24 protein-coding genes and 1 pseudogene are annotated in these 23,993 nt (G+C 61.6%); 11 read left to right on the forward strand and 14 right to left on the reverse strand.

The features are described from left to right. Positions 1-19 precede the first annotated feature (19 nt). The 9 genes from glnL to AB3X39_RS05635 form a co-directional block, all read right to left on the reverse strand. On the reverse strand, positions 20-1,102 hold the full coding sequence (gene glnL, locus AB3X39_RS05595) for a nitrogen regulation protein NR(II) (RefSeq protein WP_369416371.1): 1,083 nt from the start codon (positions 1,100-1,102) through the stop codon (positions 20-22). Beyond that, positions 1,099-1,602 (reverse strand): hypothetical protein, encoded by a 504-nt coding sequence (locus AB3X39_RS05600; protein WP_369416372.1) that lies wholly within the window; start codon positions 1,600-1,602, stop codon positions 1,099-1,101. The genes glnL and AB3X39_RS05600 overlap by 4 nt, the downstream gene beginning before the upstream one ends. Before the next feature lie 127 nt (positions 1,603-1,729). Further along, positions 1,730-3,145, reverse strand: coding sequence for a type I glutamate--ammonia ligase (gene glnA, locus AB3X39_RS05605; RefSeq protein WP_369416373.1), 1,416 nt, complete (start codon positions 3,143-3,145; stop codon positions 1,730-1,732). A 203-nt stretch (positions 3,146-3,348) separates the two neighbouring features. Continuing rightward, the gene (locus AB3X39_RS05610) at positions 3,349-4,179 is read right to left on the reverse strand and encodes a competence/damage-inducible protein A (protein ID WP_369416374.1); all 831 of its coding nucleotides are present in this window, start codon (positions 4,177-4,179) and stop codon (positions 3,349-3,351) included. Further along, a complete protein-coding gene (locus AB3X39_RS05615) occupies positions 4,176-5,165 on the reverse strand; it encodes a sterol desaturase family protein (RefSeq protein ID WP_369416375.1) in 990 nt (329 codons plus the stop codon). The genes AB3X39_RS05610 and AB3X39_RS05615 overlap by 4 nt, the downstream gene beginning before the upstream one ends. A 16-nt stretch (positions 5,166-5,181) precedes the next feature. Next, positions 5,182-5,991 carry a polysaccharide deacetylase family protein gene (locus AB3X39_RS05620; RefSeq protein ID WP_369416470.1) on the reverse strand — a complete coding sequence of 270 codons (810 nt, stop codon included), beginning with the start codon at positions 5,989-5,991 and terminating at the stop codon, positions 5,182-5,184. Positions 5,992-6,072: 81 nt separating this feature from the next. Continuing rightward, complete coding sequence (locus AB3X39_RS05625; protein WP_369416471.1) at positions 6,073-7,056, reverse strand: YncE family protein; 984 nt, start codon at positions 7,054-7,056, stop codon at positions 6,073-6,075. A gap of 128 nt (positions 7,057-7,184) precedes the next feature. Beyond that, positions 7,185-7,967, reverse strand: a complete 783-nt coding sequence (locus AB3X39_RS05630) for a ZIP family metal transporter (RefSeq protein WP_369416376.1) — start codon at positions 7,965-7,967, stop codon at positions 7,185-7,187. 18 nt (positions 7,968-7,985) lie between these two features. Continuing rightward, entirely contained in the window at positions 7,986-8,891 is a 906-nt protein-coding gene (locus tag AB3X39_RS05635; protein WP_369416377.1) for a dienelactone hydrolase family protein, read from the reverse strand. 62 nt (positions 8,892-8,953) lie between these two features. On the opposite strand from AB3X39_RS05635, the gene AB3X39_RS05640 reads away from it, so the two are divergent. Both AB3X39_RS05640 and AB3X39_RS05645 read left to right on the forward strand, forming a co-directional pair. Then, entirely contained in the window at positions 8,954-10,501 is a 1,548-nt protein-coding gene (locus AB3X39_RS05640) for a Ppx/GppA phosphatase family protein (RefSeq protein ID WP_369416378.1), read from the forward strand. A gap of 33 nt (positions 10,502-10,534) precedes the next feature. Next, entirely contained in the window at positions 10,535-10,765 is a 231-nt protein-coding gene (locus AB3X39_RS05645; RefSeq protein ID WP_009453129.1) for a sulfurtransferase TusA family protein, read from the forward strand. A gap of 21 nt (positions 10,766-10,786) precedes the next feature. Here AB3X39_RS05645 and galU read toward each other — a convergent pair whose 3' ends face one another. After that, a complete protein-coding gene (gene galU / locus AB3X39_RS05650; RefSeq protein ID WP_369416472.1) occupies positions 10,787-11,653 on the reverse strand; it encodes a UTP--glucose-1-phosphate uridylyltransferase GalU in 867 nt (288 codons plus the stop codon). A gap of 128 nt (positions 11,654-11,781) precedes the next feature. Here galU and AB3X39_RS05655 point away from each other — a divergent pair, with 128 nt between their 5' ends. Then, positions 11,782-13,134, forward strand: a complete 1,353-nt coding sequence (locus AB3X39_RS05655) for an NAD(P)-dependent oxidoreductase (protein ID WP_369416379.1) — start codon at positions 11,782-11,784, stop codon at positions 13,132-13,134. On the opposite strand, the gene AB3X39_RS05660 is transcribed toward AB3X39_RS05655, so the two are convergent. Beyond that, positions 13,085-15,967, reverse strand: a complete 2,883-nt coding sequence (locus tag AB3X39_RS05660; RefSeq protein ID WP_369416380.1) for a valine--tRNA ligase — start codon at positions 15,965-15,967, stop codon at positions 13,085-13,087. The genes AB3X39_RS05655 and AB3X39_RS05660 overlap by 50 nt on opposite strands. Positions 15,968-16,113: 146 nt before the next feature. Between AB3X39_RS05660 and AB3X39_RS05665 the strand changes: the two genes are divergently transcribed. Both AB3X39_RS05665 and AB3X39_RS05670 read left to right on the forward strand, forming a co-directional pair. Then, positions 16,114-16,995, forward strand: coding sequence for a 3-hydroxybutyryl-CoA dehydrogenase (locus AB3X39_RS05665; protein WP_369416381.1), 882 nt, complete (start codon positions 16,114-16,116; stop codon positions 16,993-16,995). A gap of 37 nt (positions 16,996-17,032) precedes the next feature. Continuing rightward, positions 17,033-17,968, forward strand: a complete 936-nt coding sequence (locus tag AB3X39_RS05670) for a diacylglycerol/lipid kinase family protein (protein WP_369416382.1) — start codon at positions 17,033-17,035, stop codon at positions 17,966-17,968. A gap of 47 nt (positions 17,969-18,015) precedes the next feature. Here the strand turns inward: AB3X39_RS05670 and AB3X39_RS05675 are convergent. Next, a pseudogene (locus AB3X39_RS05675) lies at positions 18,016-18,483 on the reverse strand (RNA pyrophosphohydrolase); the annotation flags it as partial. A gap of 100 nt (positions 18,484-18,583) precedes the next feature. Between AB3X39_RS05675 and AB3X39_RS05680 the strand changes: the two are divergent. Genes AB3X39_RS05680 through vapC form a run of 6 tightly spaced genes read left to right on the forward strand, consistent with a single transcriptional unit; the run spans position 18,584 to position 23,034 of the window. Beyond that, a complete protein-coding gene (locus tag AB3X39_RS05680) occupies positions 18,584-20,341 on the forward strand; it encodes a proline--tRNA ligase (RefSeq protein ID WP_369416383.1) in 1,758 nt (585 codons plus the stop codon). A gap of 4 nt (positions 20,342-20,345) precedes the next feature. After that, complete coding sequence (locus AB3X39_RS05685; RefSeq protein WP_369416384.1) at positions 20,346-20,963, forward strand: lytic transglycosylase domain-containing protein; 618 nt, start codon at positions 20,346-20,348, stop codon at positions 20,961-20,963. Positions 20,964-21,002: 39 nt separating this feature from the next. Then, positions 21,003-21,569 (forward strand): carboxypeptidase-like regulatory domain-containing protein, encoded by a 567-nt coding sequence (locus tag AB3X39_RS05690; protein WP_369416385.1) that lies wholly within the window; start codon positions 21,003-21,005, stop codon positions 21,567-21,569. Next, positions 21,566-22,345: a formylglycine-generating enzyme family protein gene (locus AB3X39_RS05695; protein ID WP_369416386.1), complete on the forward strand. Its 780-nt coding sequence runs from the start codon at positions 21,566-21,568 to the stop codon at positions 22,343-22,345. Before AB3X39_RS05690 ends, AB3X39_RS05695 begins: the two co-directional genes overlap by 4 nt. Before the next feature lie 54 nt (positions 22,346-22,399). After that, a complete protein-coding gene (locus AB3X39_RS05700; protein WP_369416387.1) occupies positions 22,400-22,630 on the forward strand; it encodes an antitoxin in 231 nt (76 codons plus the stop codon). After that, complete coding sequence (gene vapC / locus AB3X39_RS05705; protein WP_369416388.1) at positions 22,630-23,034, forward strand: type II toxin-antitoxin system tRNA(fMet)-specific endonuclease VapC; 405 nt, start codon at positions 22,630-22,632, stop codon at positions 23,032-23,034. Before AB3X39_RS05700 ends, vapC begins: the two co-directional genes overlap by 1 nt. Positions 23,035-23,038: 4 nt before the next feature. Here vapC and AB3X39_RS05710 read toward each other — a convergent pair whose 3' ends face one another. Together AB3X39_RS05710 and grxD are read right to left on the reverse strand one after the other, a co-directional pair. Then, positions 23,039-23,608 (reverse strand): UbiX family flavin prenyltransferase, encoded by a 570-nt coding sequence (locus tag AB3X39_RS05710; RefSeq protein WP_369416389.1) that lies wholly within the window; start codon positions 23,606-23,608, stop codon positions 23,039-23,041. Positions 23,609-23,665: 57 nt separating this feature from the next. Further along, a complete protein-coding gene (gene grxD / locus AB3X39_RS05715; protein ID WP_369416390.1) occupies positions 23,666-23,977 on the reverse strand; it encodes a Grx4 family monothiol glutaredoxin in 312 nt (103 codons plus the stop codon). Between the last annotated feature and the right edge of the window lie 16 nt (positions 23,978-23,993).

The following is a 23,993-nucleotide window of genomic DNA, read 5'->3' on the forward strand; positions in this document are numbered from 1 at the left end:
GCACCATGCACACCCGGAATCACGGCAACGGAATCAGGATCCGAAACAACGTCCGCCCAGGTTCGCTCTCACATTCAATCGTGCCCCGGTGCTGCTGGATGAAATCCTGCGCCAGCGTCAGTCCCAAGCCCGACCCGCCGTCCCGGCCGGAAACCAGCGGGAAGAAGATGCGATCACGAATCTCGGCGGCGACGCCGGGTCCGTTGTCCTCGATATGCAATTCCAGTGCCAGTCGGTAGCGATGCAGACCAATGGTGATCTGCCGCGCTGCGCGGGTACGGAGAATGATGCGAGCCGAGCCTTCTTGGCGGCGAGCTGCCAAAGCTTGAGCAGCGTTTTGCGTCACATTGAGCACGGCTTGAATCAACTGCTCACGGTCCCCCCGGAACTCGGGCAGAGAAATATCGTAGTCGCGCACAAGCTCCAAACCCTTGGGGCACTCGATCAGCACCAAGGCACGCACGCGCTCTAGCACCTCGTGGATATTGACGTCAGCCACCATTTGCGGCCGACGATGCGGTGCGAGCAACCGGTCCACCAAACCCTGAAGCCGATCCACCTCGTGGATGATGACTTGGGTGTATTCGATCAAGGCCTTGTCGTTGAGATCCATCTCCAACAACTGCGCCGCTCCCCGGATACCACCGAGCGGGTTTTTGATCTCGTGCGCCAAATTACGGATCAGCTCCTTGGTCATCCGAGCCTGGTCCAAAGTCCGGGTTTCACGGTCTTGGCGAGCCTGCTGCTTGATCTCCACCACCTCCAGCAACACCTGCTGCTGACTGCGCTCGATCTGAGTCACGATCACATGCACCGGCAGCGGCTCTTGGCTCAGCACATGGGGCTGGCGCAAGCTGGCATCAAAGCGCCCGGTGCTGTATTCGTTATCGACCACAGCCTGCACGGTGCTCATGAGCAAGGAGCGCTGAATGAACCAGTCAAACACACACTGCTGCTGCAAGTGACGCCGTGGCAACCCCAAGGTGTTTTCAAACGCAGCATTGGCAAAGACGCACTGTCCTTTGACATCGATCACGGCCACCATGGTGGCGAGATGATCAAAAGCATCGAAAGCCGATGGGCTGCGCGCAAGGGTGTTCATGGCGCGGCCACTTTGGAAAGCTCACGCCGAATCGCCGCAATGTCGGCTTCTTTGCGCGCAATGGCGGCCTTCATGTCAGCGACCCGTTCTTGGTAACGCGAGAAATTACGCTCCTCGCCACGACGCTCAGGCTCGCCGCCGTTGTAATCCTTCTGCATCTGCGCCAGCCGCTCTTCGTCCTTGCGCAACTCGGCTTCCAAGATACGTCGCGCATCGCTGTCACGGGCACGCTGCTCAGCTGGATCGACCCGCACCGCACTGGCTGGGCCCGAAGCGCCTCCCGCCGCGGACGACCCCGCTCGACGAGGGGTGGACGATTGAACGACCGTGACCGGCGCACCATCCAAGGTCTTGCAACCCCGGGCCGCAGCCTCTTTGACACTGATCTGATCGGTGTACAGATTGCCGGGGCATCGGTACACCTGACGGTCCTGAGCATGGGCCGAGCTCAAGGTCAAGCCCAACACACCAGCAACAGACCACAGCACGATGCGTGACATTCAATGAACTCCAGTGATCATGATTTCCAAGCGAGGCGAGTATGGCGCAAAAAAAGAGACGGCCTTGGCGGCCGTCTCTCGTCGTGTGCGCGAGCAAGTTGGCCGCCTTAGGAGCGACCAAAAAGCCTCACAGACTGTAGTACATGTCGAACTCGATCGGATGAGTTGTCATGCGCATGCGCGTGACTTCTTGCATCTTCAACTCGATGTAGGCATCAATGTACGAATCGGTGAACACGCCACCCTTGGTCAGGAAGGCACGACCCTTGTCCAAGTATTCGAGCGACTGCTCCAAGCTCGAGCACACGGTCGGGATCAGCGCGTCTTCTTCTGGCGGCAGGTGATACAGATCCTTCGTGGCGGGCTCGCCCGGATGGATCTTGTTTTCCACGCCGTCCAGACCGGCCATCAACAGCGCGGCAAAACCCAAGTACGGGTTCATCAAAGGATCGGGGAAACGGGCTTCGACGCGACGGCCCTTCGGGTTCGGCACGTGCGGGATACGGATCGAAGCCGAGCGGTTCTTGGCCGAGTAAGCCAACTTCACCGGAGCTTCGTAACCCGGCACCAAACGCTTGTAGCTGTTGGTGCCCGGGTTGGTGATCGCGTTCAGCGCGCGAGCGTGCTTGATGATGCCGCCGATGTAGTACAGGGCGAATTCCGACAGACCTGCATAGCCGTCGCCAGCGAACAAGTTCTTGCCGTCTTTCCACACCGACTGGTGCACGTGCATGCCGCTACCGTTGTCGCCAACGATGGGCTTGGGCATGAACGTGGCGGTCTTGCCGTAGGCTGCCGCGACGTTATGGATGATGTACTTTTGCAGCTGAACCCAGTCAGCGCGCTGGATCAGCGTGCTGAACTTGGTGCCGATTTCCATCTGACCCGCGTTGGCCACTTCGTGGTGATGCACTTCAACCGGGATGCCCATGGCTTCCAAGATCAAGCACATTTCCGAACGCATGTCTTGGCCGGAATCGACCGGGGGCACGGGGAAGTAGCCGCCCTTGACGGTCGGGCGGAAGCCCTTGTTGCCGTGCTCGTAGTCCTTGCCGGTGTTCCAAGCCGCTTCTTCCGATTCGATCGAAACGAAGCAACCCGACATATCGGCGTTCCAACGCACGCTGTCGAAGACGAAGAATTCAGGTTCCGGACCGAAGTAGGCGGTGTCGCCCAAGCCGGTGGACTTCATGTAGGCTTCGGCGCGCTTGGCCAAGGAGCGCGGATCGCGCTCGTAGGGCTTGCCGTCACCCGGCTCGATCACATCACAGGTGAGGATCAGGGTCGGTTCATCGAAGAACGGGTCGATGTTGGCGGTATTGGGATCCGGCAACAGGATCATGTCCGAAGCTTCGATGCCCTTCCAGCCAGCGATCGAAGATCCGTCGAACGCATGACCCGACGCGAATTTGTCTTCGTCAAAAGCAGAAATGGGCACGGAAACGTGCTGTTCCTTGCCACGGGTGTCTGTGAAGCGGAAATCAACGAACTTGACTTCGTTTTCTTTCACCAGCTTCATCACGTCGGCGACGTTCTTGGCCATCAGAGGGCTCCTAGGGAGATGAAAAATATGCGTTGAGCGGTAGTGTGTCCCGCGCTGTGCAACGGGGCGCCCGGCAATGTAGCAGAAAGCATGCCGCCGACCCAAGCGGCCTCATGGAAGCGAATCCGCACGCGCCCGGGCCGCATGGACCCGCATTGCACCACATTGGTGCAAACAAGGGCACCAATGCCGAGCAGGAGCGCTCAAGCACCGCGCACCATTTCGGGGCCAAGCTTGGCAGACACCTGCACCAAGCCCTGTTTCAAAGCATCGAAGGCCGCCAGCAGCTGTGGGTCACGCCCTTTGACACCCAATTCGATGTGCCGCCCGTACTGCGGGTGATCGACGCTGGGCAAACTGAACACCTTGATGCCCGCAAAACTGGCTTCGATCTCGATCATCAGCGGCGTGAGACTGGCCTCCATCGCCCCGAAAACGATCACGGAGCGTTCCCCTTGCGCTTGGCCGCCGTGCAACGCCGCGTAGCGACCGTCCAGCAAGGCCTCGATCATCGGATGCGCCATCACCGGGAATCCGGGCACGAAATGCACACTGCCCACCGAGAAACCAGCAATCCGGTTGTAGGGGTTCGGAATGATCTCGGCCCCAGCGGGGAAATACGCCATGTTCAGGCGATGGATGTTGTCCGGATGCTCCGGCTGATAGGCCTCGCCACGCTGCTCGGCCAGTTCACGCATGCGCTCGTGGATCAGCTCAACCGCTTGCGGATGCGCCTCCAGCGGCCGACCCAAGGCTTGGGCGGCACATGCGCGCGTGTGGTCGTCAGGCGTGGCGCCGATACCACCACAGCAAAACACCACATCCCCGCTGGCAAAGGCGTCCTGCAAAGCCGCCGTGATGCGCGACCGGTCGTCACCGACATAGCGCACCGCGTCCAGCATCAACCCGCGCGCCGTCAGCAACTCGATGACTTTGGCCATGTGCCGATCTTGGCGCTTGCCCGAGAGAATTTCGTCGCCCACGATGATCAACGCAAAACGCGGGGCAGCTTGGGGAGGAGAGACAGCCGTCATGAACGATCTTTCTTGAAAAACAGCAACCGCTTCAACCCCAACCACTGCTGAGCCCAAAAGCCCTCGCCGTAGTCGCGCCCGCCCGCTTCGGGTGCTTGATCGCGGATGCCGGTGGGCTCGTTGCCACCGTCAAAACGGGCCGTGCGAAAGAGCATGTCCCACACCGGCAGCAGCACCGCAAAATTGTGCCCACCCAGCGTGCCTTGGCCTTGGGACTCGTGGCCGATACCAACGCCGTGATGCACACGGTGGAACCGGGGCCCAACCACCAAGCGCGCACCCAACCAGCCAAAAGACAAGCGGGCATTGGCGTGCGACAGGTTCTCGACCAACTGCGTACACGCCACCACCGCCACAAACTGCCCCGGAGCCACGCCGATCGCATGGCCCAGCGTCACCATCAAGGCGTCGCGCAGCAGATCGTCGAGCAAGTGATTGCGGCTGTCGGTCCACATCGTCATCTGGCGCTGGCTGTGGTGCACAGCATGCAAGGCCCACCACCAGTTGAAACGGTGCTGCGCCCGGTGCAAGCCGTAATCGGCCAAGTCAAAGGCCACCAAGTAGACCAAAAAGCCCGCCAGCGCCGTATCGGTCACCCCGACCCACAGCGGGGCAACCCAAGCGTCAAGCTGCACGCCCGCCACACCTTGCACCGCCAACCAGCCCCAGAGATCGTTCCAAAACGGATCGACCGTGAAGAACAAGGCCAGCCGGATCAGCCCCAAGCGGTGCAGCAGGGTGTAGAGCACATCGACGCGCACGGCGCGTTGATCAGGCCAGACTTCAATCGGCCGCCAACGCTGCAAGGGCCCGATCAGCGCCAGCATCACCGCCAGCTGGATCAGCCCCACCAGCAGCCAGCCGGTGGCGTCATAGGCGTCTTCGAGGATGGAGCCACCGCCCGTGGCAAACACCAGCGGCTGCACCACGTGCTCGAACAAGGTTTGCTGCGCCGCTGAAAACGCCGACGTCAGAGCATCGATCATCGCCACACCCGTTTCTTCAGAGCTTCACACCAGCGTTCACACCGGCTTTTACACCGGCCTTCACACCCCCCGTGCGAATCCAGTCCCGGTAATCGGGATGCTCTGCCAAGGTGGCAAAGCAGTAGCCTTTTTTCAGCAAACCCGTGACCAGCGGCTCAAGCACCGCCGGTGCCCAAGGGTCTTGGCGCGACCAGATCCCTAAGTGCGCCGCCAAGATGTCGCCGGGGCGAATGTCGCGCAGCGCCTTGGCCAGCAGCTGGGCGTTGGGATAGCGCTCGCTGGGCAATTCATCGCCCAAAAAGCCCGCTGGGCTCCACGGCACCATGCGATAGCCGCATTGCTTGGCAGCCGCCTCCAACTGCGGTGACACCTTGCCACCGGGGGCGCGAAAGATCGGCGCGATGCTGCGCCCGCCGCTCATCTCGGCAAACCGCTGGGCCGGCCGATTCAGTTCGGTGCAGAACTGGGTGGCATCCCAAACCTGCGTCTTGCCAGCCTGCGGACCAAACGACGCCTTCATCTCAAAGCGCCCATCTGGCAGATCGCGCCGCCAGCCCACGTGATCCCACGTGTGGCTGCCAAAAAGGTGGCCTTCGTCGGCGCGCGCCTTCCACCACGGTGCCCAGTGGTCGTCGAGGCTGCCGCCATCGGCGGTGCGCTCGTTGGCCATGAAGAAAGTCACCTTGATCTGATGGCGCTGCAAGACCTCAGCGATCAGCGGTGCCACGCCCATGTGGCCGGTGTCAAAGGTCAGAAAAATGGGTTTGGCGCAACGGGGCGGGTTGAGCAGCGCGGGCTCCACCGGAGCCGCCATCGCCGACCCCATGGAAGCGACCGCACCCGCCGCCATCAAAGCGACCACGGCCTGGCCAAGCCCACAACGCGACAGAAGATTCATACAAGCGCCTTATTGACGGGGGGCGTGATCCAGCATCCAAACCCCATGGGGCGATTTGCCCACATTGATTTGCTGCACCACTTTCTTCGACGCCGTGTCGATCACCGTGAGCTTGCGCGCCCAGCGCGAAGCCACATAGATGAACTTGCGGTCGGCCGACAAATCCATGCAATCGGGACCACTCGGCCCCGGATAAGTGTCGGTCACACTCAGGGTTTGGATGTCGATGCGACTGATGGAGTTGGCCACGCGGTTGCTCACCAGCACATGGCGCTTGTCGCCCCAAGCGCGGAAAGCGTGCGCGCCGTCGCCGGTCGGGATGCGCTTGATCAGCTTGGGCTCGGCCCCTTGCACGTCCCACGCCTCGACCACCGAGTCCCCCGTCAAACCAACCAACAAGGTTTTGTCATCGGCACTGAGAAACACGTCGGCCGGCATCTTGCCCGAGGGGTGCGTCCAACGCGGGGTTTGGGTGGCCAAATCAATGGCGATCAGCTGGTCGCTGTCTTGCAAGCTGGCGTAAACCACCGTGCTTTTGCTGTCGATGATCACGTGGCTCGGCGTTTTACCTGCCGGCACGCGCTTGGCCAGTTGCAGCTCGAAGCCGCCCCCTGCCGGACGAATCACCTTGTAGATATCGATGTGGTTGAGCCGATTGGCGGCGGTCACAAACCACTTCATGTCGGGTGAAAAACGCAGCTGATAGGGATCGACGATGTCGTTGATCGTGCGTTGGATATCGCCCGTGCGCGGATCAACCAAGGTGAGCGAATTGCCCAGCGCATTGGCCACCAAGAGCGATTTCTCGTCCGGCGAAAGGTAGAGGTGATGCGGCTCTTTGCCCACCGGCACGCGCTTGATCTCAGTCAGCGCCACCGGATCAATCACGCTCAGCGTGGCGTCGAGCGAGTTGAGGACAAATATCGGCGTCTTGGCGGACGCAGCGGTTGAGGCCGCTGGCGCCGCCGCGCCCCCTTGGGCTTGGGCCGACATCCACACCCCCAAGCTCAAGCCCAAACTCAGGCCAACCCACCGTGCCATCGATGACCCGTCACGGCGGCCACCCATCTTCGTCAAACCCATATCGTCCTTGTTGATCGATTCAGAACATCAAAAAGCGCTCAATGCGCATGCATACCGCTCACGATAAGCGAGATTGACCCCAGTCCAGCCGCCAACCAGATCAATTGCGACAAGGTTTCGCGCCAGTGCAGGCGGCGTTGCAACTGCGGGATCAAATCGGCCACCGCGATGTAGATGAAACTGCTTGATGCGGCCACCAGAAAATACGGCAGCAGGTCCTGAAAAGGTCCGATGACGTAATACCCCAACACCCCACCCACCACCGCAGCCACCCCGGAGAGCGCGTTGTAAAGCAAGGCCCGGGTGCGAGAGAAGCCAGCGTTAAGCAACACGATGGTGTCGCCCACTTCCTGGGGAATCTCATGGGCAATCGCTGCAATCGCCGTGATCCAGCCCAGTTGAACGTCGGTCAGGAACGCCGCAGCGATCAAGATACCGTCGCAGAAGTTGTGGATGCTGTCGCCCACCAGCACGCTCCAGCCACCGCGCCCCGCTTGCTGCGCGTCAAACCCGTGATGGTGATGATGGGCCGGGTCATCGCCTTCGTGGTGGTGACCGTGGCGATAAAGCTCGGCCTTTTCGAGCATGAAGAAAAACAGCAGGCCCACGAGCAGGGTCAGAAAAAGCTCATGGGCATCGGCATGGCTTTCAAACGCTTCCGGCAAAACATGCAACAGGGCCGTCCCAAGCAACACCCCGGTCGAGAGGCTGACCATGTGCGGCACCACGCGCCCCAGCACCTGATACGTCAGAAATGCGGCAATAAAGACCGACAGCACACCACCTGCAAAGGTGGCCAACACGATGAACAACAGGGTCATGCAATCTTTCTGGGGTGATCAAGCCACGCCATGGGAACGCAGCCATGCGAGGCTACGCCGCCAACCGTCCTCGGCCGCTTCTTTGCGATAACTCGGGCGGTAATCCGCGTGAAAAGCGTGAGGGGCATCAGGGTAAACCACGAAATCGGAGGCTTGGGCCGCTTTGGTCCCCTTTGCTAAGCCTAACTTCATTTGTTCGACCTGCGCCAACGGAATACCGACATCCTGCCCGCCATACAACCCCAGGACCGGCGCAAACAACTTGGCCGCAACATCCAGCGGATGCACCGGTGAGCGCTCATTCACCGGACCCGTCAAACGGCCATACCAAGCCACCGCCGCTTTGAGACGCGGGTTATGTGCGGCATAAAGCCAACTGATGCGCCCGCCCCAGCAAAAGCCGCTCACCCCCAAGCGATTCAGATCGCCGCCTTGGGTCGTGGCCCAAGCCGCGCAAGCGTCCAAATCAGCCAACACTTGAGCATCGGGCACTTTCGAAACCACCTCGCTCATCAGCTTGGCGATTTCGCCATAGCTGCCCGCATCGCCTTGACGGGCGAAAAGTTCAGGGGCCACCACCAAATAGCCTTGGTGGGCCAAGCGGCGTGCCACATCCGCGATGTACGCATGGACGCCGAATATTTCACTCGCCAAAAGCACCACCGGCCATGGCCCGGGACCTGTCGGCACTGCACGATAGGCCGGCATTTGGAAATCAGCCACCGCGATCGTCACCTCTCCTGCCACCAAACCACGGGTATCGGTATGCTGGGCGGTCTGCGCCAAAACGGGCAAAACAGCCGCTGCAAAACCAACACCTAATCCAGTGCGCACAAAATCGCGCCTGTTGTAATTCTGTGACGGCGTCGGTGCGTCAATTTCCAAGGGACGGGCATCATCACGATCCATAACGATTTCTTTCATGCGCTGGGGTCGCCATTCTAGGAATTCAACCCTTGCTCTGCACCACAGGGACTCTTCGGACCATGCTCGCTACGCCATCTCATACGCTTGACGGTCGTCTTTATGCTGCGTTGGATCTCGGCTCCAACAGCTTCCGACTTGAGATCAGCCGTCTACGCCAAGGCCGCTATCTGCGGCAGGACTACTTGAAAGAATCGGTGCGGCTTGGTGCAGGTCTGAGTCGTCACGGACGGTTGAACGAAGACGCGATGCGGCGCGGCTTGGCCTGCCTGGCACGCTTTCGAGATCGTCTGGATGCCGTCCCTGAGGCCCAAGTTCGGGTGGTGGCCACCCAAACCTTGCGCGAGGCCGTGAATCGAGACAGTTTTGTTCATCGTGCTGAATTGGTCCTCGGGCATCCGATTGACCTGATTGGCGGGCGCGAAGAGGCCCGCTTGATCTACTTGGGCGTTTCGCGCCTTCAGCCCGCCAAGCGCACCCGACTGGTCATCGACATCGGGGGGCGCTCCACCGAATTGATTCTGGGTCGTGGCGCAGAGGCTACGGCCACCGAATCCTTTGGGGTCGGCTGCATCAGCTTGGCCCAGCGCCATTTCCCCGATGGACGCTATACCCCCGAAGCCTTCAGAGCCGCTCAAATCACCGCTGCGGCCTGCTTTGGCCCCGGACTTGGCACCTTCGGAGCCTCGCACTGGCAAGAAGCCTTGGGCTCTTCAGGCACGGTGGCCTCCATTGCCGACATTCTTTACGTCAACAAGATCACCGACGGCACCGTCACTCCAGCCGGTCTGCGCTGGTGCATCGAAGCCTGCCTCCAAGCAGGCCGACTCGATCGACTCGATCTGCCGGGGCTTGAACCGGGTCACCGCGCTGTGCTGGCCAGCGGCTTGGCGATCCTGTACACCTTGGCGATCCATCTGGACATTCAGTCCCTCTTGCCAGCCCGGGGAGCCCTGCGTCAAGGCGTGGTGTTCGACCTTGATGACCGGCTCAATGCTCAGCACATTCTGCCTGGTCGCCCCTCACCCACCGACTTGCGCGACCTCACGGTTCAAACCCTGCAAACCCGGTTTCAAGTCGATGGGCGTCAAGCACGCCGGGTCCATGCCGTGGCCTTGATGTTGTTCGATCAGGCGTGGCCCTGTGCCCCGCGCGAAGCTCGCCAACAACTCGGTTGGGCAGCCGCGCTCCACGAAACGGGACGCTTGGTGTCACACCATGAGCCGCACCGCCATGGCGCCTACTTGGTGGAACACGCCGATGCACCAGGCTTTTCGTACAACGAGCAACAACGCATCGCAGCCCTGATTGGCACGCATCAGGGTCCTCTACCGAGCGAACATGGCACGCCCTGGGATGACACCCAGATTCATCAAATGTTGTGCCTACGCTTGGCCACGTTGATCTGCCATGGTCGAGATCAGGGACTCTCCCAAGGCACGACGCTCCATGTGGACCGACAGCAGGTACGCATCCATCTTCCTGAAGGTGGCACCAGCCTTCATCTGCGCACCACCCACTTGCTTGGCGAGGAGATCTATCTCTGGCAACGAGCACCCCATTTGCGTCTGATGCTGAGCAGCCGGACGTCACCCGGCTTTCTGCGCTGAAGCCCATTGAACCTTCCTGCACGAATCACCACCATGCATGCCGACAAAGAAATCGACACCCGAGGCCTGAATTGCCCTTTGCCCATCCTCAAGGCTAAAAAAGCCTTGGCCGACATGAACAGCGGCGAAGTCCTCAAAATCTTGGCCACCGACAACAGTTCGCTGCGCGACTTCAAGATGTTTGCCAAGCAAAGCGGCAATGAACTCGTTGAGCAACAAACCCTTGCACCCAACGAATTCGTGCACTGGTTACGCCGCCGCTGAGCCTTCAAGGCGGCGCAGCTTTCACAGCGCCAGCGATTTCAGATAAGCCCGGAAACCCTCGCCCAACTCGGGGTGCTGTAGGGCCAGTTCGACGTTGGCTTCGAGCCAGCCATCCTTGCTGCCGCAGTCGTAGCGCTTACCGCTGTACTGATAAGCAAAGACTTTTTCCCGACGCAGCAACGAGGCAATGCCATCGGTCAGCTGGATCTCACCGCCCACACCCCGGGGTTGGGCGGCGATTTCGTGGAACACCCCCGGCGTCAGGATGTAGCGCCCGGCCACACCAAGACGTGAAGGCGCCAGCTCCGGCGAAGGCTTTTCAACGATGCGCTGCACATCGATCAGCCGGTCACTCACAGACACACCGGCGACAACGCCATAACGCCGGGTGTGTTCGAGCGGCACCTCCTGAACGGCCAGAATCGAAGCGCGCCACTCTTGGAACTGCGCCACCATTTGCTGGAGGATGGGCGGCTCACCGATCATCAAATCGTCAGCCAGCAAGACGGCAAACGGCTCGTTCCCGACAAGGCGTTGCGCGCAAAGCACGGCATGCCCCAAACCCAAGGCCTGAGACTGGCGCACATAGATGCATTCCATGTCCGCAGGCTTGACGCTACGAACCACCTCCAACAATTCACGCTTGTTCGCCTGTTCCAAAGCGACCTCAAGCTCAAAAGTCATGTCGAAATGATCCTCGATCGGCCGTTTGTGGCGTCCTGTCACAAAGATCATCTCCCGTACCCCTGCCGCATAGGCCTCCTCAACGGCATACTGGATCAGTGGTTTATCCACCACAGGCAGCATTTCCTTGGGCTGGGCTTTGGTAACGGGTAGGAAACGTGTTCCCAAGCCGGCTACCGGAAAAATCGCTTTCTTGACTTGCATAAAAGAGACCATGTTGTGACTGAAATGATTCTGTCATGTCAAATCCCGCGCGATTCGTCCGCTTGTGAACAACTGTGCGGCCCTGCACATGTTTAACATGCAGGCTATATCAAGGACATCGTGAACCCATGGACCTGCTCATTGCCGAACCCCTTGAGGCTGACGTGCTGCAGTGGCTGGATGCGCGCCACGAGCTTTTCTACGCGCCCCGCTTAGCTCGGGAACGTCGTGCGTTCCAAGAAGCTCTGGCCAGCACGCGTGCTGTGCTGATCCCACCACAGATTGGCATCGACGCTCAGACCCTCGAAAACGCCCCCAACCTTCAGGCCATTGGTCGGATTGTGGCGGGGCCAGAAAATATCGACCTCTCCGCCTGCGCGCGCCAAAAGATCGAGGTGGTCCGCAGTTCAGACGCCGCTGCGCCCGCTGAGGCTGAATTCATGCTGGGGGCGCTCTTGGCCTTGCTACGCCCCAGCCCGGAAGACGCGGACCGTATCGCTGGACGGGAGCTGGGGGCGTGCACCGTGGGCTTGGTCGGCATGACCCAAACCTCACGCGTCTTGGCGCGACTGTTGCAACCGCTGGGCTCAAGAATCGTGGGCTACGACCCCTCCTTGCATGCCTCCGACGGCCAATGGAGCCGCTGGGGTGTCCAACCCTTGGGATTGCGCGAACTGTTCGAAAACACCGACGCGGTGTGCGTGCAGATGAGCTACTACAACCGCTACCGGGGCTTGCTCGGCGAACGGGCCCTGCCCTATTGCCGTCAAGGCCAAGTGCTGGTGAGTGTCTCGCCTTTGGCGCTGTTCAACGAAGAAGTCTTGGCAGATGTGCTGAAAAGTGGGCGCATGGCTGCGGCGTGGCTCGACAGCATGGGGCCGGGCAGCTTGGACCCAGGGCAGCCCCTGCACAACGCAAGAGGGCTGCTCGCCACACCGCGGTTGGCGGCCTACACCCGTGAAGCGCGCCTGCGCAGCGCTTGGGGCGTGGCGCGCCGCATCGACGAGATCCTGCGGACCTCCAACGCCAAGACGCCCATGTCGCGCAGCAGCAGCACCCCTCGTCCCAGTGCCGCCACGCCGGAGCCAGCCCCCGCACCCATGCGGCCCATCGCGCCGATGACGGATGATCCACTGCTGCAACCGCCGCTGCATGGTCTGTCCTCGAACTTGGCACCCACCGCACCGGTCCCGTTGCACAGCAATACCGCGTCACAACCGATCATGACCCCGCTATCCCCCTCGGCGAGCAAGTCGCTGAGTGCGAACCGGGGCAGTGGCAGTGGTTATCGCAGCAACAATCCGGTCTCGTCCGACAAGGATGAAGGGCAGCCGACACTGCCCTTCCCTCACAACGACGAACAAGACATGCTGTTCCGGCAAAACGAAATGCAGCAGATCTTTGCCAACGATCTGCTGTTTCGCAACACCGTCAGCCCAGACGCTGCGCCTGCTCCCGCACCCGTTCGAGAGTCAACTTAAAGCCGGCAACCCGCTCGCGCTCCTGCGCCACCACGGCCGCCGGGGCGCGGGCCACAAAGCTCTCGTTGCCCAACTTGGCCTCGGCTTTGGTGATCTCACCCGCCAAACGGGCGATTTCCTTGGCCAGACGGACCCGCTCAGCCGCCACGTCCATCTCCACCTTCAGCGCCAAGCGCGCTGCGCCCTGCACCGCCACCGGCGCCATCTCGGTGGCAGCGGCAAAAGCGGCTTCTTCGCTCAGCACCTGCACATCGCTGAGCTTGGCCAACGCCTTGAGCAACGCTGCGGCGGAGGTGATGAACTCGGCGTCCCCCAAGGTCACCAAAGGGACACGCTCTGCGGGCGACAGACTCATCTCGCTGCGCAGGCCTCGGCACACGCCCACCACCGCTTTAAGGCGCGCCACCCAAGCGTCAGCGGCCGCATCCACACGCTCCAGTTGCGCCAGCGGATAGGCCGCCGTGACGAGGGATGCGGCGGAGCCCGCAGCCTTACGCCCAGCCACCGGCGCCACCGCTTCCCAAAGTTCAGCGGTGATGAACGGCGTGATCGGATGCAGCAAGCGCAGGATGGTTTCCAGCACGCGGATCAAGGTGCGGCGCGTTGCACGGGCTGCTGCCTCGTCGCCGCTCTCTTTGGCCACGGCCAGCTGCACCTTGGCGATTTCCAGGTACCAGTCGCAGTACTCGTCCCAGACAAACTGGTAGATCGCGTTGGCCACAAAGTCGAGCCGGTAATCGGCAAAACCTTGGGCCACAGTGGCTTCAAGGCGTTGCAACTCGCTGGTGATCCAGCGGTCCGCTTGACTGAAGGACAGATAACCGCCCGCCACGCAGACCGCGGCACCATGCTCGGCCAAACCGCAGTCTTGCTCTTCGGTGTTCATCAACACGAAGCGGGTGGCGTTCCAGAGCTTGTTGCAGAAGTTGCGGTAGCCCTCGCAGCGCTTGGCGTCGAAGTTAACGCTGCGCCCCAAGCTGGCCATGGCGGCAAAGGTGAAGCGCAGCGCATCCGCGCCGTAGCCGGGAATGCCTTCGGGGAATTCCTTCTCGGTGGCTTTGCGCACCTTGGGCGCGGTCTCGGGCTTGCGCAAGCCTTGGGTGCGCTTGTCCAGCAGCTCGGGCAGTGCGATGCCGTCGATCAGATCGACCGGATCGAGCACGTTGCCTTCCGACTTGCTCATCTTCTTGCCCTGCGCATCGAGCACCAAGCCGTGGATGTAGACGTGCTTGAAAGGCACCTTGCCCTCTGGGCACTCCGGCGTCCGGGTGAAGTGCTTGGTCATCATGATCATCCGGGCGACCCAGAAAAAGATGATGTCGTAGCCGGTCACCAGCACCGAGCTGGGCAAGAACAAGTCTTGCTCAATGGTTTTTTCAGGCCAGCCCAGCGTGCTGAAGGGCACCAGCGCCGACGAATACCACGTGTCCAGCACATCCTCGTCGCGGGTCAGCGCGCCGCTGTAGCCGGCCGCCGTGGCCTTGGCACGGGCCTCATCTTCGCTGCGCGCCACGAAGAGTTCGCCGCTCTCGCCGTACCAAGCCGGGATTTGATGGCCCCACCAAAGCTGGCGGCTGATGCACCAGTCTTGGATGTTCTTCATCCACTGGTTGTAGGTGTTGACCCACTGCTCGGGCACGAAGGTCACCTCGCCCGAATCAACCGCCTCGATGGCCCCTTGGGCGATGCTCTTGCCGGAGGCCCCCGGCTTGGTCATGGCCACGAACCACTGGTCGGTCAGCATCGGCTCGATGATCTGGCCGGTGCGGGCGCAACGCGGCACCATCAGCTTGTGCTTTTTCACCTCGACCAGCAGGCCTTCGGTCTCCAGATCAGCCACCAGCGCCTTGCGAGCGACAAAGCGATCCAAGCCGCGCAGGCCGGTGGGAATGTCGTCCAGATCCGTGCGCACGCTGGCGTCGAGCGTGAAGATCGTGATCATCGCCAAGCCGTGGCGCAGGCCGACTTGGTAGTCGTTTTGATCATGCGCCGGCGTCACCTTGACCACGCCAGTGCCGAAGGCCTTGTCCACGTAGGCGTCAGCGATGATGGGCACCAAGCGACCGGTGATCGGCAGCTTGACTTGCTTGCCGATCAGGTGGGTGTAGCGCTCGTCCTCGGGGTGCACCATCACGGCGGTGTCGCCGAGCATGGTTTCCGGACGGGTCGTCGCCACCACCAGCGTTTCATCCGAACCGTCCACCGGATAGCGGATATGCCAGAGATGGCCGTCTTCTTCCTCGCTCTCGACTTCCAGATCCGACACCGCCGACTTCAGGATCGGATCCCAGCTCACCAGCCGCTTGCCCCGGTAGATCAGACCTTCGTCATAGAGACGCACGAAGGTCTCGGTGACGACCTTCGAGAGCTTGTCGTCCATCGTGAAGTACTCGTGCGGCCAGCTCACCGAGTCACCCATGCGGCGCATCTGACGGGTGATGGTCGAGCCGGACTGCTCCTTCCACTCCCAGACCTTGGCGACAAAGTTCTTGCGCCCCAAGTCGTGGCGCGTCTTCTGACCTTCGACGCCTTTTTCTTGCAACTGGCGCTCAACCACGATCTGGGTGGCGATGCCTGCGTGATCGGTACCCGGAATCCACAAGGTGTTGTGGCCCAGCATGCGGTGATAGCGCGTCAACGAGTCCATGATGGTCTGGTTGAACGCGTGGCCCATGTGCAGGGTGCCGGTCACATTGGGCGGCGGCAACTGGATACAGAAGCTCGGCTTGGTCGGATCAAGCGTCGGGGCGTACACCCCACTCGTTTCCCAAGCCGGCCCCCATTGGGCTTCGATCGGTTGGGGCTCAAAAGACTTGGAAAGCACGTGGGTCATGGGATTGAACGTCTAGGAAGGCACAAAGTCTGTGCAAAGGCGAGATTTTAGGGAGATCCCTTCTCATCAAGGGTGTCCGCTTGATCGTTTCGGCCCGACAATTCGGCACTTGAGTTACAGGACGGAAAGAATTGGAGTCCCCCAGCATGAGCAGTACGAGCCCGAACAACAGCCTTGGCCGTGAAATTCAAACCGTCGGCGTCATCGGCGCTGGCACCATGGGCAACGGCATCGCCCAAGCCTGCGCGGTGTCCGGCATTCAGGTCGTGATGATCGACATCAGCGAAGCCGCCGTTCAAAAAGGCTTGGCCACCATCAGCGGCAGCCTTGATCGGCTGCTCAAAAAGGACAAGATCAGCGCTGAAGCCAAGGCCAGCGCCTTGGCCCACATCCGCATCTCGACCGACTACGCTGACTTGAAAGAAGCCCAGCTTGTCATCGAAGCAGCCACCGAGAACGAAGCCCTCAAGGTCAAGATCCTCCAGCAGCTCGACGCCATGCTCGCGCCGGACGTGATCGTTGCGACCAACACCAGTTCGATCTCGATCACCAAGCTGGCCGCAACCACCCAGCGCGCCGACCGTTTCATCGGCATGCACTTCTTCAACCCGGTGCCGATGATGGCGCTGGTGGAGTTGATCCGAGGCTTGCAAACCAGCGACGCCACCCACGCCAAGGTCAAGACCCTGGCCGAAACGCTGGGCAAAACACCGATCACGGTCAAAAACGCGCCGGGCTTTGTGGTCAACCGCATCTTGATTCCGATGATCAACGAAGCCTTCTTCGTCTTGGCCGAAGGCTTGGCGACGCCAGAAGACATCGACGCCGGCATGAAACTCGGCTGCAACCAACCCATCGGTCCCTTGGCCTTGGCCGACATGATCGGTTTGGATGTGTGTTTGGCGGTGATGGACGTCTACATGAAGGAGTTCAACGACTCCAAGTACCGCCCAGCCCCCTTGCTGAAGGAGTACGTCGCTGCGGGCTGGCTGGGCCGCAAGAGCGGTCGAGGCGTCTACAGCTATTGAGGCCCTCTGCTTGGTGCGCGCTCTGCCCCTCTGACCCATGTCGACCAACGCCATCGTCATGCTCAATCGCCATGCGGGTCATGGCATGGCGAGCCAACTTCAAACCCCCATAGAAGCTTGGTTGAAACGCCACGCTCCGGGGGTGCCGCTGCTGGCACCGACCAGTGCCCACGCAGCCTTGGCCACGTTGATCATCTTGGCCCCACGCACCCGGGTGGTGCTGGTGGGGGGCGATGGCACGATCAACACCATGCTACCGGCCATGCTGCGGCGTGGTCACCGCCTCGGATTGGTGCCGGCGGGGCACACCAACAGTTTGGCCCACGCCCTGGGACTGACGGGCATGACATGGCAAAACGCCTTGCCGTTCGCCCTCAATCACCCCTCGGCGGCGATCGACGTGGGGCAAATCGATACCGGCAAAGGCAGTTGGCCCTTTGCGTCTCGGCTCAGCATCGGTCTGGACGCGTTGATGGGATTGCGCGCCCAGATGGCCCCCGCTTTTTTGCGGAGCAGTGGCATGCGACGACTCTGGGGGGTGATGCACGAATGGCCCCGCAGCAAGGCCTTGCCGATGCGCGTCTGGGTGGACGGCAAGTTGGCCCATGAAGGGGACACGCTCGCGGTCTCTGTCACCAACACCCCCCGTGTGGTCGCGACCCGAGGGGATCGCACCGAACCCATCACCGCAGCGCCTCCGGGCACCATGGATGCCCTGATCCTTGGCAAGCTGGGCAGCCTGCGAGGCTTGTCAGCCATGATGCGCGCCACCCCCCAGCCCAGCCCCCCGAAGATCATCAGCATGCGTATGCATCAGATCCAGATCGACTCGGGCACCCCGCTGCCTTTGTGTGCCGATGGCGAAGAGCTACCGGCCACGGGCCGGCTCGGCATCCAAGTCCTGCCTCGCTCTTTACAAGCCGTGGGGCAACACGCCGAGGCAGAACTCTGGGCGCCCTCGACCCAAAGTTAAAGGCCGGCACGGTTCGCCTACCGACGGTGATCCATCGATTCAAACGCTGGTACAAATCGCGCCAACTCCGTCAGCGCACGCTCATAAACTTGGCGCTTGAACTCGATCACCATTTCCAGCGGCACCCAGTAATCGTGCCAACGCCAAGCGTCGAACTCGGGATGATCGGTGGCGCGCAGATTCACGTCACTGTCATGCCCTAAGAGCTGCAACAGAAACCAGATCTGCTTTTGACCCTTGTAATGCCCACGGGCATCACGCCGGATGTAATGATCCGGCACCTCATAGCGCAGCCAGTCCCGAGTTCGGGCCAAGATGCGCACATGCTCAGGCAAAAGACCTATTTCTTCGTGCAATTCTCGGAACATGGCCTGCTCGGGCGACTCACCATATTTGATGCCGCCTTGCGGAAACTGCCAGGAGTGGGTGCGAATACGTTTGCCCCAGAACACCTGATTCCACGGATTGAGCAGGACGACGCCGACGTTGGGCCGGAAGCCTTCACGGTCGAGCATAATCAGACCCCAGATTTTTAACTGAGCCGATTATTGCACCGACCTTGTGTGGCACAAGCCCGCACAAATCCCGATCCGGTGACGGCTCCCCCCGCCCATCATGAAAGCATCCCAGTTCTTCATCGCCACGCTGAAGGAAGCGCCCGCCGACGCCGAGATCAACAGCCACAAGCTGATGATGCGCGCCGGTTTTATCAAGCGCCTCGGCGCGGGCATCTACAACTACATGCCGATGGGCTTGCGGGTCATCCGCAAGGTCGAAGCCATCATCCGAGAGGAAATGAACCGCGCTGGAGCCGTCGAGCTCCTGATGCCCATCGTGCAGCCGGCTGAGCTGTGGCAAGAAACGGGCCGCTTCGACAAGATGGGCCCCGAGTTGCTGCGCGTGAAGGATCGCCACGAGCGCGACTTCATCATCCAGCCGACCAGCGAAGAAGTCGTCACCGACATCGCCCGCCAAGAGCTGCGCAGCTACAAGCAGCTGCCGAAAAATTTCTATCACATCCAGACCAAGTTCCGCGACGAACGCCGGCCGCGCTTTGGCATCATGCGCGGGCGCGAGTTCACCATGAAGGACGCTTACTCCTTCGACCGTGACGCCGCCAGCGCGGCCAAGAGCTACGAGGCGATGTTTGCGGCTTACAAGCGCATCTTCGAGCGCTTCGGCTTGCAATACCGCGCGGTGGCCGCCGACACCGGCGCCATCGGTGGCGATCTCTCGCACGAGTTCCAAGTCATCGCCGACATCGGTGAAGACGCGATCATTTACTGCCCGACCAGCGATTACGCCGCCAACATCGAGCTGGCCGAAGCGCTGCCGCTGCTGGACAGCCGCGCCGCACCGACCCAAGCCTTGACGAAGCAGCCCACCCCGGTGACCACCGTCTGCGCCGATGTGGCCCGGATGCTGGGCGTGGACCTGAGCCGCACGGTCAAGTCGCTGGTGCTGGCCACCGACGAGTTGGGGGAGCACGGCGAGATCGTCAAGACCCGCGTCTGGCTGCTCTTGGTACGCGGTGACCACGATCTGAACGAAGTCAAGGCTGGCAAGGTCGAAGGGCTGAAAGGCGGCTTCCGCTTTGCGTCCACCCTTGAGATCGAAGAGCACTTCGGCTGCAAGCCGGGCTACCTTGGGCCGATCTTCAACAAAGAGGGCCTGACAAAGCCGGTGAAGGTCATCGCTGACCGTACCGTCGCGCGGATGAGTGACTTCGTCAGCGGGGCCAACGAGGAAGGTTTCCACCTCAGCGGCATCAACTGGGGCCGCGATCTGCCCGAGCCCGACGTGGTGGCCGACATCCGCAACGTCGTGGCGGGTGATCCCTCGCCCGACGGCCAAGGTGTGCTGGCCATTCAGCGCGGTATCGAAGTGGGCCACGTGTTCTACCTCGGCACCAAGTACTCCAAGGCGATGAACGCCACCTTCTTGGATGAAAACGGCAAGCCGCAGTTCATGGAAATGGGCTGCTACGGCATCGGCGTGACGCGCATCTTGGGTGCGGCCATTGAACAGAGCCACGACGCGCGCGGCATCATCTGGCCGGACGCCATCGCCCCGTTCACCGTCGCCATCTGCCCCATCGGCATGGACCGCTCCGAAGCCGTCAAAGCGGCCGCGCAAGCGTTGCATGACGAGCTGCAAGCCGCTGGCGTCGATGTGATCCTCGACGACCGGGGCGAGCGTCCGGGGGCGATGTTTGCCGACTGGGAACTGATCGGCGTGCCGCACCGCGTGGTGATCTCCGACCGGGGCCTCAAAGAAGGCCAGGTCGAATATCAAGGGCGGCGCGATGCCGCGGCCACCCCAGTGGCAGCGGCAGAGGTCGCGGCCTTCTTGAAGGGCCGCGTGAAGGTTTGACGGCATGACCCCCGCCCGACGCGCCCTGCTCGTCTTGGCGGGTGGGGCCTGCCTCAGCCTCAGCGGTGGGCAACCCGCCCAAGCGGGCTCACAAGTCGAAGAGCCCTTGGCCGATGCGGTCCGGGGCGCTTTGTCTTCGGCGGTGGCCGAACACGCCCCGCCCAAACCCGAATTCAGCCGCACCGAAGAGCGCATCGCCTACCTGCGCTGGCTGGGCAAGATGAGCCCCAAGCTGGCGCGGCGCTATCAAGACTTCGACAGCCGGCGCGAGTTTCTCGAAACCCTTTGGTACGAGAGCCGTCGCGCCGGGCTGGAGCCCAATCTGGTGCTCGGTTTGGTGGAAGTGGAAAGCGGCTTTCGCAAGTACGCCATTTCCAGTGCGGGAGCGCGCGGCTACATGCAGGTCATGCCTTTTTGGACTCGGCTGATCGGCGACGGCAATCCGGCAGCGCTGTTCCACATGCAGACCAATCTGCGCTTTGGCTGCGTGATCCTGCGCCACTACCTCGACCGCGAAAGCGGCGACGTCTTCATGGCGCTGGGCCGCTACAACGGCAGCCGAGGCCAAGCGCCCTATCCCAACATGGTGCTCGGGGCCAAGAAGCGCTGGGAGTCCGGCTAGACTGGCGCCCACCGCCAACCTTCAACCCACGCCCCCACCATGTCGCCAGAACTCAGTTACGCCGTGACCGGGTTGGGCATTTTGCTCTGCCTGTTTTGTTTTGCCGTGGTCTTTCGCGGCCAGCGCATTCCCGGAGATGAAGGCAGCGCCCAAGAGCTTGAGTTCAAGGGGTTGAAGCTCAAAGCCAATTCGCTGGTGACGCTTTTGATCGTCTCAGCGCTGCTGGCCGGTTTTCCGCTCGGGCTGCAAGCGTGGATCCAGATCAACACACCGGCCGCAACGCCGACCGCGCCCGCCACAGCGCCACAACCGGCCACGCTGCGGCTGTTTGTGACCGGCCAAGTGCTGGACGGCAACGGCGGCCAGATTGAGAACGCCACCGTGCGCGTCTTTGATGTGCGCCAAGGCCGCCAAATCCACGAGGCCCAAACCGACGGCTTTGGCAGCTTCGACTTCCCGCCGTTGGAGCTGGGCCAAGACGATCGCTACAAGGTTGTGATGTCCAAAGACGGCTTTTTGGAACAGACCGTGCTGATGGGCCCGGGCGGGTCGGTTGGCTTCAACGCTGCGCTGGTCAAGCGCAAGACCCCGGGGACACCACCATGAACGCACGCGCAGCACTCGTCATCACCGCCGGGCTGTGGGTGGTTGCGGTACAAGCTACTGAGCTCGCCACCACCCACATCAGCCCCATCGACCAAGCTGAGATGGTGCTGGTGCCCGCTGGGCCGTTCATCTACGGCGAGGAGGGCCGCAAATTGCGCCAACTCCTGAGCGATCGGCTCCAAGCGGCGTGGGCCCCCAATTACGCCAGCGAAGCCCCTCGCCAGACGCGCAACCTGCCCAGCTTCTACATCGACCGCTTTGAAGTGAGCAACGCGCGCTACAGCGCCTTCTTGCGCGCCCAGCCCGGCCACCGCGCCTCGCGCTACGCCAGCTATCCGCAGTTCAACGCTCCTGATCAACCCGTGGTGGGTATCGGCTGGTCAGAAGCGGCGGCGTTCTGCGCTTGGGCGGGCAAGCGTTTGCCGAGCGAAGAAGAATGGGAAAAAGCCGCCCGAGGCACCGACGGTCGCCTCTGGCCCTGGGGTGACGCCTTGAACGAAGCCAGCTTCAACGGCCGCAGCGCCGGGGTCTACAACCCCGCCCCGGTCGGCAGCCACCGCAGCAGCGACAGCCCCTACGGCGCAGCGGACATGGCCGGCAACGTCTGCGAAATGACCGCCACCCCGTGGGATGCCACCCCAAAGCACGTCATGCGCGGCGGCTCCTTTCTGAACCGCCTTCCCGACGTCCGCACCACCGTCCGCTGGGCCACCCCGGACGAAGACAACGGCACCAAGTGGCTGGGATTCAGATGTGCGAGTGCGGTGAAACCGTGACGGCAGCAGCCAACAATGTATATACTTTGTGTATATATACATCAGGAGTCTGCCATGAGCTACGCCCGCATCTTCCAGTCTGGCAACAGCCAAGCTGTGCGCTTGCCCAAAGAATTCCGCTTCGACGTCGAACAAGTCGAGATCTTTCGTCGCGGCGATGAGGTGGTGTTGCGCCCGATGGCGGTGAATGGCGCGGTCGCCTTTGATGTCTTGCGCCGTCTTCCCGACGATTTCATGGCCGATGGCCGTGAGGAGCAGCCGCCTCAAGAACGCGAGGGGCTGTGATGGGTGTGCGCTACTTGCTGGATACCAACATCTGCATCTACATCGCCAAGCACAACCCACCGCAGGTTCGTGCCCGATTTGCCCAACACACACTCCAAGAACTGGTGATGTCGGTGATCACGTTGGGCGAGCTGCAATTTGGTGCCGAAAAAAGCCAGCAGCGCGAACGAGCCCTCAGCACCATCCGCGATCTGACGCACCTGATCACCGTTGCACCGCTGCCAGAAAGCGTCGGCACTCATTACGGTCAGATTCGCGCCGATTTGCAACGCAGCGGCCAAATCATCGGCAACAACGACCTCTGGCTGGCAGCCCACGCACGCGCCGAAGGCTGGATTCTGGTCACCAACAACGAACGCGAATTCACCCGGGTCGAAGGTTTACAGATCGAAAACTGGGCCTAGCCCCTCACACCCCCACCCAACTCTTGGGCGTGGCTTGGGGGATGCCGCTGAGTTGCAGCACGCGCTCGACGGTGTCATCGACGAGTTCGTCGATGGTTTGTGGTCGGTGATAGAAGGCCGGCAGCGGCGGGAAGATGATGCCGCCCATCTCGGTCACCAGCGTCATGTTGCGCAGGTGGGCGAGGTTGAACGGGGTTTCGCGCACCATCAGGATCAGGCGGCGGCGCTCCTTGAGCGTGACATCAGCGGCGCGGGTGAGCAGGTTGTCGCCAAAACCATGGGCCACGGCGGCCAAGGTTTTCATGGAACAAGGGGCGACGATCATGGCGTCCGTGGTGAAGCTGCCGCTGGCGATGCAAGCCCCGACGTCACCGGGCGCGTGCGCCTCGTCGGCCAAGGCTTCAAGCGCCTTGCGATCCAAGCCCAATTCGTGATGCACATTGATCACCCCCGCAGGCGTGACCACCACATGGGTTTGCACCCCAAGAGCGCGAGCCCGTTGCAGCAGGCGCACGCCATAAACCGCCCCGGACGCACCCGTGATGCCAAGGATCAAGCGAGCAGCGGTGGACATCGGAACTCCTCGGGGCCTCGACAAGCTCAGCCCGAACGGTCGCTGGAAACGAGCGGCTTAGGCCTTGAGCAGTTCTTGCAGCTCACCGGCTTGGTACATCTCCATCATGATGTCCGAGCCGCCGACGAATTCGCCCTTGACGTAGAGCTGCGGGATGGTCGGCCAGTTGGCGTAGTCCTTGATGCCTTGGCGAATGGCCTCGTCTTCGAGCACGTTGACCGTCTTGAGCTCGGTCACGCCGCAGGCCTTGAGGATCTGCACCGCACGGCCTGAGAAGCCGCACATCGGAAACTGGGCGGTGCCCTTCATGAACAGAACCACGGTGTGGGTCTTAACGAGGTCGTCAATGCGCTGCTGAACAGGATTCATGATGTCGGAAGAGATG

The sequence above is a fragment of the Leptothrix ochracea genome, assembly GCF_041083635.1.
Taxonomy (GTDB): Bacteria; Pseudomonadota; Gammaproteobacteria; order Burkholderiales; family Burkholderiaceae_C; genus Sphaerotilus; species Sphaerotilus ochraceus.

What these genes read in the sequence shown, in the direction of transcription:
- AB3X39_RS05630 (WP_369416376.1), bottom strand. Translation starts at nt 7,967, where the DNA reads ATGACCCTGTTGTTCATCGTGTTGGCCACCTTTGCAGGTGGTGTGCTG.
- AB3X39_RS05610 (WP_369416374.1), bottom strand. Translation starts at nt 4,179, where the DNA reads ATGACGGCTGTCTCTCCTCCCCAAGCTGCCCCGCGTTTTGCGTTGATC.
- glnL (WP_369416371.1), bottom strand. Translation starts at nt 1,102, where the DNA reads ATGAACACCCTTGCGCGCAGCCCATCGGCTTTCGATGCTTTTGATCAT.
- AB3X39_RS05710 (WP_369416389.1), bottom strand. Translation starts at nt 23,608, where the DNA reads ATGTCCACCGCTGCTCGCTTGATCCTTGGCATCACGGGTGCGTCCGGG.
- grxD (WP_369416390.1), bottom strand. Translation starts at nt 23,977, where the DNA reads ATGAATCCTGTTCAGCAGCGCATTGACGACCTCGTTAAGACCCACACC.
- AB3X39_RS05695 (WP_369416386.1), top strand. Translation starts at nt 21,566, where the DNA reads ATGAACGCACGCGCAGCACTCGTCATCACCGCCGGGCTGTGGGTGGTT.
- AB3X39_RS05635 (WP_369416377.1), bottom strand. Translation starts at nt 8,891, where the DNA reads ATGAAAGAAATCGTTATGGATCGTGATGATGCCCGTCCCTTGGAAATT.
- AB3X39_RS05660 (WP_369416380.1), bottom strand. Translation starts at nt 15,967, where the DNA reads ATGACCCACGTGCTTTCCAAGTCTTTTGAGCCCCAACCGATCGAAGCC.
- AB3X39_RS05680 (WP_369416383.1), top strand. Translation starts at nt 18,584, where the DNA reads ATGAAAGCATCCCAGTTCTTCATCGCCACGCTGAAGGAAGCGCCCGCC.
- AB3X39_RS05600 (WP_369416372.1), bottom strand. Translation starts at nt 1,602, where the DNA reads ATGTCACGCATCGTGCTGTGGTCTGTTGCTGGTGTGTTGGGCTTGACC.
- AB3X39_RS05655 (WP_369416379.1), top strand. Translation starts at nt 11,782, where the DNA reads ATGGACCTGCTCATTGCCGAACCCCTTGAGGCTGACGTGCTGCAGTGG.
- glnA (WP_369416373.1), bottom strand. Translation starts at nt 3,145, where the DNA reads ATGGCCAAGAACGTCGCCGACGTGATGAAGCTGGTGAAAGAAAACGAA.
- AB3X39_RS05625 (WP_369416471.1), bottom strand. Translation starts at nt 7,056, where the DNA reads ATGTCGGCCCAAGCCCAAGGGGGCGCGGCGGCGCCAGCGGCCTCAACC.
- AB3X39_RS05670 (WP_369416382.1), top strand. Translation starts at nt 17,033, where the DNA reads ATGTCGACCAACGCCATCGTCATGCTCAATCGCCATGCGGGTCATGGC.
- vapC (WP_369416388.1), top strand. Translation starts at nt 22,630, where the DNA reads ATGGGTGTGCGCTACTTGCTGGATACCAACATCTGCATCTACATCGCC.
- AB3X39_RS05685 (WP_369416384.1), top strand. Translation starts at nt 20,346, where the DNA reads ATGACCCCCGCCCGACGCGCCCTGCTCGTCTTGGCGGGTGGGGCCTGC.
- AB3X39_RS05620 (WP_369416470.1), bottom strand. Translation starts at nt 5,991, where the DNA reads ATGGGGTCGGCGATGGCGGCTCCGGTGGAGCCCGCGCTGCTCAACCCG.
- AB3X39_RS05640 (WP_369416378.1), top strand. Translation starts at nt 8,954, where the DNA reads ATGCTCGCTACGCCATCTCATACGCTTGACGGTCGTCTTTATGCTGCG.
- AB3X39_RS05645 (WP_009453129.1), top strand. Translation starts at nt 10,535, where the DNA reads ATGCATGCCGACAAAGAAATCGACACCCGAGGCCTGAATTGCCCTTTG.
- AB3X39_RS05615 (WP_369416375.1), bottom strand. Translation starts at nt 5,165, where the DNA reads ATGATCGATGCTCTGACGTCGGCGTTTTCAGCGGCGCAGCAAACCTTG.
- AB3X39_RS05690 (WP_369416385.1), top strand. Translation starts at nt 21,003, where the DNA reads ATGTCGCCAGAACTCAGTTACGCCGTGACCGGGTTGGGCATTTTGCTC.
- AB3X39_RS05665 (WP_369416381.1), top strand. Translation starts at nt 16,114, where the DNA reads ATGAGCAGTACGAGCCCGAACAACAGCCTTGGCCGTGAAATTCAAACC.
- galU (WP_369416472.1), bottom strand. Translation starts at nt 11,653, where the DNA reads ATGCAAGTCAAGAAAGCGATTTTTCCGGTAGCCGGCTTGGGAACACGT.
- AB3X39_RS05700 (WP_369416387.1), top strand. Translation starts at nt 22,400, where the DNA reads ATGAGCTACGCCCGCATCTTCCAGTCTGGCAACAGCCAAGCTGTGCGC.